This is a genomic window from Rheinheimera gaetbuli (assembly GCF_054781935.1).
Genome location: NZ_BAAGTL010000012.1, coordinates 427,621 through 442,062, shown reverse-complemented (window position 1 = coordinate 442,062; position 14,442 = coordinate 427,621). Strand labels below are relative to the sequence as shown.

At 48.6% G+C, this 14,442-nt stretch carries 9 protein-coding genes; 4 read left to right on the top strand and 5 right to left on the bottom strand.

Annotated elements, in window-relative coordinates:
* Window positions 1-13: 13 nt before the first annotated feature.
* Window positions 14-616 (bottom strand): 23S rRNA accumulation protein YceD, encoded by a 603-nt coding sequence (gene yceD, locus ACYVIC_RS12585; protein WP_460860435.1) that lies wholly within the window; start codon window positions 614-616, stop codon window positions 14-16.
* Between the two features lie 55 nt (window positions 617-671).
* On the opposite strand from yceD, the gene ACYVIC_RS12580 reads away from it, so the two are divergent.
* Window positions 672-1,271 (top strand): Maf family protein, encoded by a 600-nt coding sequence (locus tag ACYVIC_RS12580; protein ID WP_460860433.1) that lies wholly within the window; start codon window positions 672-674, stop codon window positions 1,269-1,271.
* Here the strand turns inward: ACYVIC_RS12580 and ACYVIC_RS12575 are convergent.
* Together ACYVIC_RS12575 and rluC are read right to left on the bottom strand one after the other, a co-directional pair.
* Window positions 1,264-1,944 (bottom strand): HAD family hydrolase, encoded by a 681-nt coding sequence (locus ACYVIC_RS12575; protein WP_460860432.1) that lies wholly within the window; start codon window positions 1,942-1,944, stop codon window positions 1,264-1,266. The genes ACYVIC_RS12580 and ACYVIC_RS12575 overlap by 8 nt on opposite strands.
* Complete coding sequence (gene rluC, locus ACYVIC_RS12570; RefSeq protein ID WP_460860430.1) at window positions 1,944-2,897, bottom strand: 23S rRNA pseudouridine(955/2504/2580) synthase RluC; 954 nt, start codon at window positions 2,895-2,897, stop codon at window positions 1,944-1,946. Before rluC ends, ACYVIC_RS12575 begins: the two co-directional genes overlap by 1 nt.
* A gap of 501 nt (window positions 2,898-3,398) precedes the next feature.
* On the opposite strand from rluC, the gene rne reads away from it, so the two are divergent.
* Window positions 3,399-6,530: a ribonuclease E gene (rne, locus tag ACYVIC_RS12565; RefSeq protein ID WP_460860428.1), complete on the top strand. Its 3,132-nt coding sequence runs from the start codon at window positions 3,399-3,401 to the stop codon at window positions 6,528-6,530.
* A 100-nt stretch (window positions 6,531-6,630) separates the two neighbouring features.
* Here rne and ACYVIC_RS12560 read toward each other — a convergent pair whose 3' ends face one another.
* Window positions 6,631-7,788, bottom strand: a complete 1,158-nt coding sequence (locus ACYVIC_RS12560; protein WP_460860426.1) for a DcaP family trimeric outer membrane transporter — start codon at window positions 7,786-7,788, stop codon at window positions 6,631-6,633.
* 252 nt (window positions 7,789-8,040) lie between these two features.
* Between ACYVIC_RS12560 and acs the strand changes: the two genes are divergently transcribed.
* Window positions 8,041-10,005: an acetate--CoA ligase gene (gene acs, locus ACYVIC_RS12555; RefSeq protein WP_460860423.1), complete on the top strand. Its 1,965-nt coding sequence runs from the start codon at window positions 8,041-8,043 to the stop codon at window positions 10,003-10,005.
* A gap of 120 nt (window positions 10,006-10,125) precedes the next feature.
* The gene (locus ACYVIC_RS12550; protein ID WP_460860421.1) at window positions 10,126-10,803 is read left to right on the top strand and encodes a LuxR C-terminal-related transcriptional regulator; all 678 of its coding nucleotides are present in this window, start codon (window positions 10,126-10,128) and stop codon (window positions 10,801-10,803) included.
* On the opposite strand, the gene ACYVIC_RS12545 is transcribed toward ACYVIC_RS12550, so the two are convergent.
* A complete protein-coding gene (locus ACYVIC_RS12545) occupies window positions 10,804-14,349 on the bottom strand; it encodes a PAS domain-containing hybrid sensor histidine kinase/response regulator (protein ID WP_460860420.1) in 3,546 nt (1,181 codons plus the stop codon).
* Between the last annotated feature and the right edge of the window lie 93 nt (window positions 14,350-14,442).

The following is a 14,442-nucleotide window of genomic DNA, read 5'->3' as shown; positions in this document are numbered from 1 at the left end:
ATTTCTCCTAAACTCACTTTTTCTTTAATTCTGCCAGTACAGCGAAAGGATTGGGTTTTTCTGGTTCAGGCCCTATATCGCCAAAGCTCATCGCTGCCGTCCTAACGGTGCAAACCGCTTCGTCGTGCATCGGAAACAAAGGCAAGGCCAGAATCAGCTCATCTTCCACTAACTGCCGTAAATTTATTTCGCCGTGTTCGTTTTTCTCGATCACGTCATAACGCTCAGGAATTAACTCCAAAGCAGCGTCATCATCCGGCTTGACCGGAGTGTATGCAAAATTGCAGTCCAGTGCTACTGTCATGGCTTCGCCACAACGCTCGCAGGTTACACTCACTTCGCAAGATACACTGCCCTGTATTACAGTCAGGCCTTGCTGGTCAGTACCGCATTCAACTCGTACCGTTACTTCGCCCGCTGGTTCCAGCAGACTCTCGCTTAACCGGGTTAAATTGACTAGCGGAATAAAACCATCATAGTCAGAGCGTTTTTGCGCTGCTTTAACCGGATCTATAGTAACGGGCATTTTTACTTTTTGCATAAGGCGCGCATCATATAGAAGCGCCCCTTTACTGTCAAAGGGTTCTGGCAGTTTTTTGTCGTTTTTCTCGCGCATTTTTAGCATTCTGTTTATAGTGCGTCACATTCAGACTATTAAGGCTATTGTTGTCATGTATAACCCCTCTGCTGTGCCGCTGTATCTGGCTTCAACGTCCGTTTATCGCCAACAACTGTTATCTAAATTAACATCACAGTTTTGTGCTGTTAAGCCAGACGTTGATGAAACAGCCAACCCTGGTGAAACTGCGGAGCAACTGGTGCGCCGTTTAGCATTGGCAAAAGCGCATGCGGTGGCAAACAATTTAAGCCAAGGGCTGGTGATTGGCTCCGACCAGGTTGCGGTCTTTGACCAGCGCATTATCGGCAAACCCCACACCGTTGACAATGCCGTTATGCAACTAAGCAGCTTTAGTGGGCAAAGGGTCACCTTTCTGACCGGACTGGCACTGGTCAATGCACAAAATGGCAATAGCCAACTGGCCGTTGAGCCATTTGAAGTCAGTTTTCGCACTTTGTCCGACGCCGAAATTCGTGCCTATATAAATAAAGAGCAACCGCTAGACTGCGCTGGCAGTTTTAAAAGCGAAGGCCTGGGCATTAGCTTGTTCAGCAAACTGAGCGGCGACGACCCCAACAGCCTGATTGGCCTGCCACTGATCCGGCTAAACCAGATGTTGTTAAATGAAGGCGTTAATGTGCTGCTTAAATAAACTGCAATAATTCCGGCAGCGAATCAATAATGGCTTTGGGGGCAAACTGGCTTAATACATCGCGGTCATGCACACCATGGGTAACACCAACCCGCGGCATCGCTATCGCTTGCGCCATTTTCATATCATGACTGGTGTCACCCACCATAACAGCTTGCTCCGCCGGCAAATCCAGCTCCAGCAAAATTTGTTGCAACATATCCGGATGAGGTTTCGACTGCGCTTCATCGGCACAGCGGCTGGTATCAAAATATTTTTCTAAGCCCGTCTCAGCAAACATACGAGCCAGACCGCGCCGCTGTTTGCCAGTGGCAACCGCCAGTTTAATATTGCGATCTTTTAATTGCTGAAGTACCTGTTCAACACCACTAAACAAAGGGCTTGGCGTAGTATCATGCAACATATATTGCTCACGGTAATTCTGAAACATTAACTGGCGTTGCTTCTCAGTAATGCCAGGAAACAGAATATCAAATGCCGGGTCCAGGCTAAGACCGATGATCTGCTTTGCCTCATGCTCGGTTGGTACGACCAGTTCACTTATTCTGGCAGCCGAGCGCAAAGACGACACAATACGCCCGATAGAATCCATCACAGTGCCATCCCAGTCAAACACCACCAAAGATACTTTTTCCGCGGCAACTATCAACTTATCTGCTACTGCTATCTGCATCACTTTCTCGTTAATTTGGTCAGGGCTTGCTCAAGCTCAGGGTCAAGCGGCGCTTCTACCCGCATCGTGGTCTCTGTCATCGGGTGCATAAAGCTTAAGGTTTTAGCATGAAGAAATAACCGGTTTAAGCCCACTTGCTGCATCTGCGCGGTAAAGGTGTTGTCGCCGTATTTGTCATCGCAGGCTATTGGATGCCCCTTACAAGCAGTATGCACCCTGATCTGGTGGGTGCGGCCGGTTACCGGGAAGGCTTCAACTAATGTGCCCTGCTGGTAACGTTGCAAGATACGAAAACGGGTTTCTGACGGTTTGCCGTCTTTTTCATCAACCCGGACAACCCGTTCACCTGACTGCAGTGTATTTTTTTTCAGCGGCTCGGTAACCTTGCGTACTTTATTGTCCCAGTCGCCTGCCACCAGCGCCCAGTATTTTTTTTCTACTGTTTTATTGCGCAGCTGCTCATGTAAATGCGTTAATACCGAGCGTTTTTTGGCAATTAACAAACACCCTGACGTATCCCGGTCAAGCCGGTGTACCAGCTCGAGATGTTTCGCCTGCGGGCGCAGCGCCCGCAGCGCTTCTATCACGCCAAACTGCAATCCACTGCCACCGTGCACCGCCATGCCAGATGGTTTATTGAGTACAATCAAATCGTTATCTTCAAATAAAATATGCTGTTCCAGGTTTTTCACCATCGACAGTTTCACTGATATCGGCTCAGCCGCTGCCGTAACAGTAATTGGCGGAATACGTACTACATCGTTCGCCTGCAGTTTGTATTCGGGTTTGATGCGTTTTTTATTCACTCGCACCTCACCTTTGCGTAAAACCCGATAAATAACACTTTTTGGTACGCCTTTAAGCCGTGCCAATAGAAAATTATCTATACGCTGACCAATAAAATCAGGTTCTATTTCAATCATTTGTATCGGTAACTTGATTTCATCGCTCATGGATTTTGAATACTCTGCTAATATTAGATTTCAGTTGCTATCGGCTGCACATTAGTGGGATAATCACCCCGCTAATTATGCCAAAAACTGGCAATTAGGGCGCTCAAAGTGACGTAAGAGAATTTGTGCGGCAGCGCTCGGGGGACAGATCATACCGAAATCGTGGTGAAAACCAACGTTTTTTATACCCCCGACGTAAACCAATCGCCATTTGCCTGAGATAATGCTGCGTAATCTGTTATCAATAACGGCAAAACATGAGTTCCGGTTAACCAGAGCATATAAGATATTGCTATAACGCAGCGCTAAAGAGCGGTGTGTTTCAGATCCAAAAACGAAAACAGCATAAACTGCAAAGCCATCACAAAAGCTGATGCAGTGACAATTTGGTTTCTTCAGACATTCCAGTCGTGAGACTGCACCCTTTAGTGTTTGATAACGTCTGAACACGCAGGTGCCCGTAGGGCTGCGTTGTGGCTGCAAAAATGCGAGTCACTAACGATGAAAAGAATGTTAATTAACGCCACGCAGGAAGAAGAAATCCGCGTTGCACTGGTCGATGGACAAAAACTATACGACCTGGATATTGAAAGTCCGGGCCATGAACAAAAAAAAGCCAATATTTACAAAGGTAAGATCACCCGGGTTGAACCCAGTTTAGAAGCTGCTTTCGTTGACTATGGTGCAGACCGCCATGGTTTCCTGCCGTTAAAAGAAATTTCCCGTGATTATTTCCCTGCTGGTTACAGCTTTGATGGCCGTCCTAATATCAAGGAAGTCGTTAAAGAAGGCCAGGAAGTCATTATCCAGATTGATAAAGAAGAACGCGGCCAAAAAGGCGCAGCGTTAACTACTTTTATCAGCCTTGCCGGTTCTTATTTAGTACTGATGCCAAATAACCCGCGTGCCGGTGGTATTTCGCGTCGTATCGAAGGCGATGAACGCCAGGAGTTAAAAGACTCTTTGGGTCAGTTGGAAATGCCAGATGGCATGGGCCTGATTGTGCGTACCGCCGGTGTAGGTAAATCTTATGAAGAGCTGGATTACGATTTAAAAGCGCTGTTAAAGCACTGGTCTGCTATAACTGAAGAAGCACAAAAGCGCCCTTCTCCGTTTTTAATTCATCAGGAAAGCAACGTGGTATTTCGTGCTATTCGGGACTACCTGCGCCGTGATGTTGGCGAGATCCTGATCGATAACCCACGCATTTTCGAAGAAGCTAAAGTCTATATTCAGCAGTTCCGCCCTGACTTTACCCATCGCGTTAAGCTGTATCAGGGCGAAGTGCCGCTGTTTATGCATTTCCAGATTGAAACCCAGATTGAATCAGCTTTCCGCCGTGAAGTTCGTTTGCCATCAGGTGGCTCTATCGTTATCGACAGCACCGAAGCTTTAACAGCTATCGATATCAACTCCTCAAAAGCCACTAAAGGCGGTGATATTGAAGAAACGGCCTTTAACACTAACTTAGAGGCTGCCGATGAGATTGCCCGCCAGTTACGCCTGCGTGACTTAGGCGGTTTAATTGTTATCGACTTTATCGACATGACACCGGTACGGCATCAACGCGAAGTGGAAAACCGCTTAAAAGATGCAGTAAAGCATGACCGTGCCCGGGTTCAGATTGGCCGCATCTCACGCTTTGGTTTACTGGAAATGTCACGTCAGCGCCTGCGCCCGTCACTGGGTGAGTCTGCAACTCATGTTTGCCCGCGCTGTCATGGCCGCGGTACTATTCGCAGTACCGAGTCATCTGCTTTGTCTATCTTGCGCTTAATTGAAGAAGAGTCAATTAAAGACAATACCAGTCAAATTCATGCTCAGGTGCCGGTATCTGTTGCTACCTATCTGATGAACGAAAAGCGTGAAGCTGTGCGCCGCATTGAAACCCGCCATGGTATCCGTGTGTTTGTTATTCCAAACGAACATCTGGAAACACCTAACCATGAAGTGATCCGTATTCGTATCGACGAAGAAATTGATGACGTTAGCTACAACATGGTAAAAGCGCCTGAGGCGACCACCACCTTGTATCAGCCAGCATCAGATGCCGTAAAAGAAAAGCCGGCTATCTCGGCAATCAATATTGCAGACAGCAGTGCACCGCGTCCGGCGCCGAAGGCCGAGCAACCGGCAGCGCAAGTACAAAGCGGTGGTTTGTTTAAAGCTATCAGCAACTGGTTTGGTAAGATTTTCGCGCCAAGCGAAGACACCGAACAACCCAAAGCACAACAACGTCAGCCGGAGCGTAATAGTAACCGCAACAACCGGGACAATAAAGACGGTCGTACTGATGCCAACCGGGACAACAACCGTCGTCGTAACAACAAGCGTCGTCGTCATGACAGCGAAGACAAAGCTACATCAGCACAACGTGATGACAGCGTGAAGCAAGAGCGCACAGAACGTCCTGAGCGCCCTGAACGTGCAGACCGTCCGGCGCGGCCACAACAGGACGCGCGTCCGGCCCGTTCACAAGAAGCGAAAAAGCCGGTTGAAAAACCAGTAGAAAAAGCAGCGCCAGCCAAAGAGCATGATGATGACGCACCACAACGTGTTGCCGAGCGTCGCCAACGCCGTAATATGCGTAAATCGGTGCGGATGGAAAAAGCAGCAGACGCGCAATTGCTTGCACCGGTTGTAGCAGCTGAAGTAGCAACTGCTCCGGTTGTGGCGCCAGCGCCGGCAACAGAGAGTACTGAAAACACTGACACCGCTGCGGTATTAACCCCTGCAGTACAATCAGAGGTTGTCGACACAACGGTTACCGACACAGCGCCTGCAGCTGTCACGACAGAAAACCAGCCAGAGCCACAAGCAGCTGACAACGACAACACAGCAGAGAGCACCGAGCCACGCAGCCGTAACCGCCGCTCGCCACGCCATCTGCGTGCAGCGGGTCAAAAACGGAAGAAAGAGCAGGAGCAAACTGAAACGGTTGATGCCGGCGATAACGACAGCGAAACAGCCGTCGTTGCTGATGCACAAGACACATCTTCTGCCACAGCTGTAACGGTAGACTCTGGCGCAGAAACAGCGGTTGTTGAAGCAACAGCCAGTGAAGTGTCAGCTGAGACAGCTGATGCTGCAGAAACTGTCGTTGCCGAAAAACCCAAAAGCCGTAGCCGGCGTAAACCAGCGAAAAAAGCCGACACTGCACAAACCGAGGCAGTGACAGAGGCTGAAGCAGCCACAGCTACCTCTGCAGCTGAAGCTATACCGGTGGCAGCAACTGACGTAGTACAAAACAGTGCGATAGTAACAGCTACAGCGTTACCTGTTGAACCTGTTGTTGCAGAGCAGCCAGTACAAGCAAAAACTACATCAGCAGTTGAGGCAACTGAGATAGCTGCACCTGCGGTGGCAGCTGAAACGGTTACCACTACGGTTAGCGCAGAACAGCAACCAGCAGCCAGAACAGCGGCTCCGGCGAAAAGCCGTTTTGCGCAAATGGTAGTAGCAACCATGACAAAGCCTGAACAACCTCAAGCTGACGCTGCAACAGAAGCCGCGGCTGAAGTTATGCCAGTACAAGCCAGACCACAGGTAGCCAGCTCTGAGCGCCCTGCCGGTTCAGCTTTTGCCCGTCAGGCGGCCAGCGCCCCGATGACTAAGCCCAAATCAGGCGAATAATCTGTTGTAGGGGCGCATTATTGCACCCCTTTTTTGACACTGTCAGATCAAAAAAGCCAGGCTTCAAACCTGGCTTTTTATTGGTCAAATTATGCTGATATTAGAAATCGTATTTAGCACTAAACTGAATGCGGTTCATATCACCGTCTAGTCCAGACTCAATCTCGCGATTAGCAAACTTGTATTCCACACCAAACATGAGCTTTTTAGCGGCCTGATAAATCAGGTTGGTTGTCCAGCTGTTGGTGGTTTTGGTGGCACCGGCCCCTGTCAGTGACAAGTCATTATCAACACTCAGCATTGAATAAACTAAACTGCTACGCCATTGGCTATTCCAGTTGTGTTTATAAGCAATGGCAAAAGCAGTTGAATCAATAGCTTCCAGCTCGTTATTGGCATCCAATACTGCGCCGTTTGCAGTATTCAGACCAATATAGCGGCCGATACCTGAGCCAGTCGTTGCGGTAAGACGAATATCATTATTGTTACTTAGCAAAATTTTGGCTGTTGCACTGATACCAAAAGCCGACGTCGTACTGTCAATAGTGGCTGTCTCATAGGCCAGCTGACGCACTAATGCCGACACCGACCAGTTACCCCAATTGGTTTTCTGGCCGTATTTAAACACCAGATCAGGCGTTGCATTATCATCTGTTGTAATGCGCGCACCGCCGCCAAAAGGCGTTACGGTGGTTTCAGGGTTTTCAATAGCAACCTGAAAATTACCACTGGTATAGCGAATTTGCGCCTGACGACCAAACACCATGGCATCGGTGTTACCGATAAAGTCCAGCGTGTCAGGCAAAGCGTTTAAATCCATAAAGGTGGTCCAGGTTTGACCAAACAACCAACCATCATAAGTAATAAACGCCTGACGCAAACGCGGCGAATAGCTGTTGGTTATACGCTCATCACCACCCGCGGTTGCCATAAAATCCAGCTCTATGTGCCCCCCAAGTGTTTTGCCATTTTCCAACTTGGTGCTGGTTTTAAAGAAAAACCGTGACTGGCGGGCATGAAAGTCAAAGGTGCCGCCGCCATCAATGCCACCCACTGGCGTCAAACTAGGAATATAGAAATCACGACCAATGCCAGTAGCAATTTGCCCGTCAGAGCTGTCCGTATACATCGCATCAAGTTTGACGTAACCACCAAAGGTCACGTCAGTGTCTCCAATATTAAAGCCGTTGGCGTGGGCAGTGCCTGTACCCAGCGCGATGCAGGCAGCGAGGTAGGATACTTTTGTTATGTTTTTCATTTGCCGTCTCTCCGTCTTTTTCTTGTAATGATAATTTAGCGCTTAAACTGTGGTGCAGTGTCGGAATTCCTGCAATTAGCCTTTAGTCGCAGTTTTTAGCACCCGTTGGTTATTAAATCGTTAACAGTAAGCTATTCGCGGCCTGGTTAAAGTTTGGCTAGACTAATGTCTAATTTCAAATGTTGCCACGCTTCGATAGAACGTCACTATGATTTTTTATTCAATTTAACATTGCTTTACACAGGGGAAGTTATGTCACATGCAACAATTTATCCGGTACCTGCCGGTGCAACAGAGCGCTCATTGCTGACTAATGCGCAATACCAGCAAATGTATCAGCAGTCGGTCAATGAACCGGACGCCTTCTGGGCAGAGCATGGTAAGCGGCTAGATTGGTTTAGCCCTTTTAGCCAGGTAAAAAATACCAGCTTCGCTGCAGGTGAAGTCAGTATTAACTGGTTTAGCGATGGCGTTCTCAATGCAAGCTTTAACTGCCTGGACCGGCATTTGCCGCAGCGGGCCAACCAGGTTGCTTTTTATTGGGAGGGAGACTCACCCGAAGTACAAAAAACCGTAACCTATGCGCAGTTGCACCAGCAAGTGTGTAAATTGGCTAACGGTATGAAAGCGCTAGGGGTAAATAAGGGCGATCGGGTAACGATATACCTGCCGATGATCCCGGAAGCAGCTGTTGCCCTGTTAGCCTGTGCCCGCATTGGTGCTGTGCACTCCGTGGTATTTGCTGGTTTTTCTCCAGATGCATTGGGTAGCCGTATTGTCGATTGTGATTCTAAACTAGTTATAACAGCTGATCAGGCATTACGCGGCAGTCGTGTAACGAATTTAAAAGACAATACCGATATGGCACTGGCGCACCTGGGAAGTGATTCGCCGGTGCAAAACGTCATCGTGGTTAAGCACGTTGGTAAAAATGTCGATATGAACGCCGGTAAAGATGGCCGCGATATTTGGTATCATGAGCTGTTAAGCCAGCACAGCAGCGACTGTCCTGCAGAGCAGATGAACGCAGAAGACCCGTTATTTATTCTTTATACCTCTGGCTCAACCGGCAAACCCAAAGGCGTCTTACATACCACTGGCGGTTACATGGTATACGCGTCGATGACCCATCAGTACGTGTTTGATTACCATGAAGGAGACATTTATTGGTGTGCCGCTGATATCGGCTGGGTAACCGGCCACAGTTATATTGTGTATGGCCCGCTGGCAAATGGCGCCAGCAGTGTAATGTTTGAAGGTGTGCCGAACTACCCCAGCGTAAAACGCATGGCGCAAATTGTCGATAAATACAAAGTTAATATTCTTTATACCGCACCTACTGCAATCAGGGCGCTAATGGCACACGGCGATGCGCCGGTTGAAGGTTGTTCACTGGCCTCGCTGCAAACACTGGGTAGTGTTGGCGAACCAATAAATCCTGAAGCCTGGAGCTGGTACCACGAAAAATTTGGTAAAGGCAATTGTCCTATCGTTGATACCTGGTGGCAAACAGAAACCGGCGGCATCCTTATCACGCCGCTGCCTGGCTGCACAGAGCTGAAACCCGGCTCAGCTACCCGACCATTTTTTGGTGTGAAGCCAGCCATTGTGGATAACGAAGGTAACGAGCTTAGCGGCGAGTGCGAAGGTAATCTGGTTATCAAAGACAGCTGGCCGGGCCAAATGCGTACAGTTTACGGCGACCATGAACGTTTTGAGCAAACCTACTTTAGCACTTATCCGGGTCTGTACTTCACCGGGGACGGTGCTAAACGTGATGCCGATGGCTATTATTGGCTTACTGGCCGTGTTGACGACGTGCTGAATATATCAGGCCACCGCCTTGGCACTGCAGAAATTGAAAGTTGCCTGGTGGCGCACGACGCCGTAGCAGAAGCCGCTGTGGTAGGCTACCCGCATGATATTAAAGGCCAGGGTATTTACGTTTATGTAACGCCGCGCGTAGGTGTTGAACCCAGTGCTGAACTGACTAAAGCGCTGCGTGATTGGGTACGTGAAGAGATTTCGCCTATTGCTACACCGGACCTTATTCAATGGGCGCCTACCGGTTTACCAAAAACCCGTTCTGGCAAAATTATGCGGCGCATTCTGCGTAAAATTGCTGCCAACGAACATGACCAATTAGGCGATATCTCCACGCTGGCAGATCCGTCAGTCGTTGAAACCCTGGTCGACAACAGGTTGAACCGTAAATAAGCGACAACGCAAGTGCGCCCTTGACAGCTGGCGCGACTAACCTCAGTATAAAAGGCCGCAGCAGCGGCCTTTTATACTAGAATGGCATAATAATTATAATTACTTTCGCCGGAGGACAAGATGGCAAAACTGATCGTCGCAGACGACCATCCATTGTTTCGCAATGCTCTGATTAACGCCATCAGCAGTACTTTTACCACTAAAGCTACCATTGAGACAGACAGCTTCGACTCAACCTGTGAGGCCCTGGAGCAACATCCAGACACCGACTTACTACTACTAGACTTACATATGCCAGGTAATTGTGGCTTTCTCGGCTTAATTCAGCTTCGCAAAACCTTTCCGGCTTTACCAATAGTTGTCATTTCTGCCAGCGAAGAGTTAGATGTTATACGCCGTGTTATGGCATTTGGCGCCTCAGCATACGTACCTAAATCAGCAAATCCGGCTGATATCAGTGTAGCATTGAATGCTGTGTTAGCAGGTGAATTATGGGTACCACAAAATATTAAAAAGCAGGTGTTAGAACACAGCGGCCTGGAAGCTGAAGATGATCTTGACCTGGCGGCCAAGGTAGCTCAACTGACTGCGCAGCAGTATAAAGTGCTGTATTACCTGACCGAAGGCTGGCTTAACAAGCAAATTGCCTACGACTTACACATTTCTGAAGCGACGGTTAAAGCACACATCACGGCAATATTCCGTAAATTGGGCGTTACTAACCGCACACAAGTGGTGATACAGGCCCAGCGTTTAACACTGGAGCCGCCGGTTAATAAAGCCATGGCGCAACATTAACTACTGCTGCGCCCGTTTAAGCATTTTAAGATGGTTTAAGCTGGCACGCAGTGCTGCCGGTTTAATGGGTTTAGCTAAAAACATCAACCCATGCTGTTTAGCCTTCATAGCCAAACCCGCCTCTGGTGACGCTGACACCAGGATACCACTCACCTCGCCCCAAACCAGCTTGATACGGCTGTATAAACTTAATCCATCCAGTTGTTGGCCAAGCTGATAGTCAATTAACAACACATCAGGTGCAGGGTGTGCTCTGGCATAATCCATCAGACTGTCATCATCATAAAAACACTCAACATCGGCTATCTGCCATTGCTGTAGCAGCACCTTTAGCGCCGCCAGGTTAGCAGCGTCATCGTCGATACAAACCACTGATAAGCCCGGTACCGGTCGCTGTGCATTATGGCCAGGTAAAGGTAACATCTGGCGCACGGTAGTGCTGAGTAGCGGCAAGCTAATACTAAACATACTGCCTTTGCCGGGCCAGGATTGAACCTGCAGTTTATGGCCCAGCAGTTTTGCCATCCGGTTTACCACTCCCAAGCCCAGACCTACCCCCTGTTGGCCTTTAGCCGTTGCATCGATGCGGTAGAAATCTTCAAATATACGCAGTAAATCTGGCTCAGCAATACCGGGGCCGCTGTCCCACACCTGCACAACCAATTGCTCACCACGTTTGCGACAACCGAGTAAAATACGGCCCTGTTTTGTATATTTGATGGCGTTAGACAACATATTTTGCAAAATGCGCCTTAAATAAGTTGCATCTGTTTGCACATGATAGCCTGCCTGACGCACATTAAGCTGCAGGCCTTTTTGTTGTGCCAGCAAGCCAAATTCATCAGCTAGTTGGCTGAGCAATTCTTGCAAAGATACCGTTTGTACATCTGGAGTGAGCTTACCATCATCAAGCTTGGCAATCTCCAGCAAGGTTGAAATCAGCTCTTCTGAGGCCTTCAGTGAATTATCCAACTGGCTGATAATATGCTGCTGTTGCTGCACATCTTTACTACCGCCCAGTGCTGCAGTAAACAAACGGGCAGCATTGAGCGGTTGCAAGATGTCATGGCTGGCCAGCGCCAGAAAGCGGGTCTTTGATGCATTAGCAACCTCTGCTTCTGCTTTAGCTTGCAGCAATTGTTGCTCGGTTTCGCGCCGCCGCCTTACCTCTGCCAGTAGCTCGTGGTTGATCTCTGATATAGTCTGCGTGCGCTCTTGTACCCTATCCTCCAAATGTTGCTTTGCCTCTGCTAGTGCCTGCACCGCCTGAACGTGATCAGATATATCGGTAAAGCTGGTTACAAAGCCGCCACCGGGGATCGGATTTCCACGCATTTCAATTACTTTGCCGTCTGGTCGCACCCGCTGAAATACATGCGCGGTACCTTTTTGCATATGCTGAATACGCTTATCTACATGCTCATCAGCGCTACCGGGGCCACAGAGCCCACGTTCGGCATTAAAGCGCACTATGTCAGCCACAGGCCGGCCTACCCGCACCATGGCTTCAGGATAGTCAAACATTTCCAGATAGGCTTTGTTCCAGGCCACCAGCTTCAGCTCGCGGTCGACAACACTCACGCCCTGGCTTAGGTGCTCGAGTGTTGAAAACAGAATTTTGCGTGAAAACTGAATTGCCTGAGTAGTATCATCAAATAAAGTAACCACATCTTCAAAACCCAGCTGGCGACCTTCCAACACAGCGTTCACCATCGCCGCGGCCGATGATGCACCAATAACACCGGCCAATTCACGCTCAACATGCTCTACCAAACCAACACTGGGATAGTCATCTAACTGCAGAGTTTGTTGCTGCTTTTTGCCATACTCCTGCAAACATTCAGCGGCGCGACTAGCGCCAACAAAACGTTCGAGTAAAATTTTTAAATCAGTATTACGAATACGGATGCGCCGTGCCGGTGTATCTTGATGATTAACCGGCAAATTAGGCTTAACAAAGGCAACTGCCTGTAATCTGTCTTGCAAACTAACCTGCGTAAGAAGAGAACCGGCAATGTAAAACAGCAAATTAAAACCAGTGGAGAACAGCACACCATGGCTCAGGCTGTCCAGGCTGGCACCAAACAACGCATTAGGAACCAACCAGGACCAACCAAACAAGCCGGTTTGCATAATATTGCTGGCTATGGCGCCAGTGCTTACCAATTGAGGTAACATAAGGGTATAAAACCACAGCACACAGCCGGTAGATAAGCCTAAATAGACGCCCCAGGCGTTACCACGACGCCAGTACAAACCGCCTATTACCGCCGGTGCCAGTTGAATAACCAACGCAAATGCCAATAAACCCGTTTCTGCCAGTTCATAGTTACGGGCAAACATCCGGTAATACAGATACGATAACAACATAACCAGCACAACCATACTGCGCCTTACAAGCAGGATCAGTAGGCTGTAGTCATGCGGTAAGCCCTGACGTTTACTGCTACGTAATAAGCCGGGCATTATTACATCGTTGCTTATCATGGTAGATAACGCCAGTGTCGAAATGATGATCATCGACGTTGCTGCAGAGAAGCCTCCAATAAATACCAGTACACTTAACGTGTTCCAGCCTGAATGCGCTGGTATTTTCAGCACAAAACTATCTGCAGAGCTTAGTGCCAGCGGAAATAACTGCATACCGCCAATGGCAATTGGTATCACCACTATGGTTACCAAAAATAAGTACAGTGAAAACCAGCGCCGGGCATGGCGTAAATGGTGATGTGAAACATTTTCTACAAAAGCGACATGAAACTGGCGCGGCAACAAAAACACCGCCGTGGTAGCCAATACTGTCTTGGTGATAAATTCCAGTACACCATAGCTGTTGCTGGCTTGTTGCGCTATGGCATGATCAGCAAAGCGGCTAAATACGCTACCAATATCAGACAACACAAACACATACACCGCTAGCCCTAAAGTTAACAGTGCAAACAATTTTACTACCGATTCAAAAGCTATGGCGACCATTACGCCACGGCTCTGCTCGGTAAGGTGTAATTTGCGGGTACCAAATAAAATGGCAAAAAACGCCATCGCCAGCGCACTTAAGAAGGCACTGTCCTGCCACCAATTAGCAGCATCGTCCGAAAAGTCACCGCCCAGTAATACCTGATAAGAGCTGGAAACCGCTTTTAGCTGCAGCGCAATGTACGGCACCACCACCACCAGACAAACCAGCGACGCTAACAAAGCAATATTTTTACGCTTGCCATAGCGCGCAGCAATAAAATCGGCAATCGAGGTGACATTTTGCTTTTTGGTGACATACAACAATTTAAACAAAAACGGCTGGGCAAAAATAAACAACAGAATCGGACCAAGGTAAATCGGAATATAGTCCCAGCCTTGCGTCACCGCAGTACCTACAGCACCATAATAAGTCCACGAGGTACAATACACTGCCAGTGCCAGGCTGTAGATCACTCCCCCATACTTTCGTATGAGTTTGTCATCGGCATGACGCTCGCCCCAATTGGCAATAAGAAATAAACCACCAACATACAACAACGCCAATAAGGCAACTACCCAGGCAGCCACTGCGCTCTCCCGTCACTATTTATATATTACTTTTGGCTTAACGCAGCCCACAAGTCAATTATCTGCGCACGGGCTTCGACTAAAGTCGGGCTT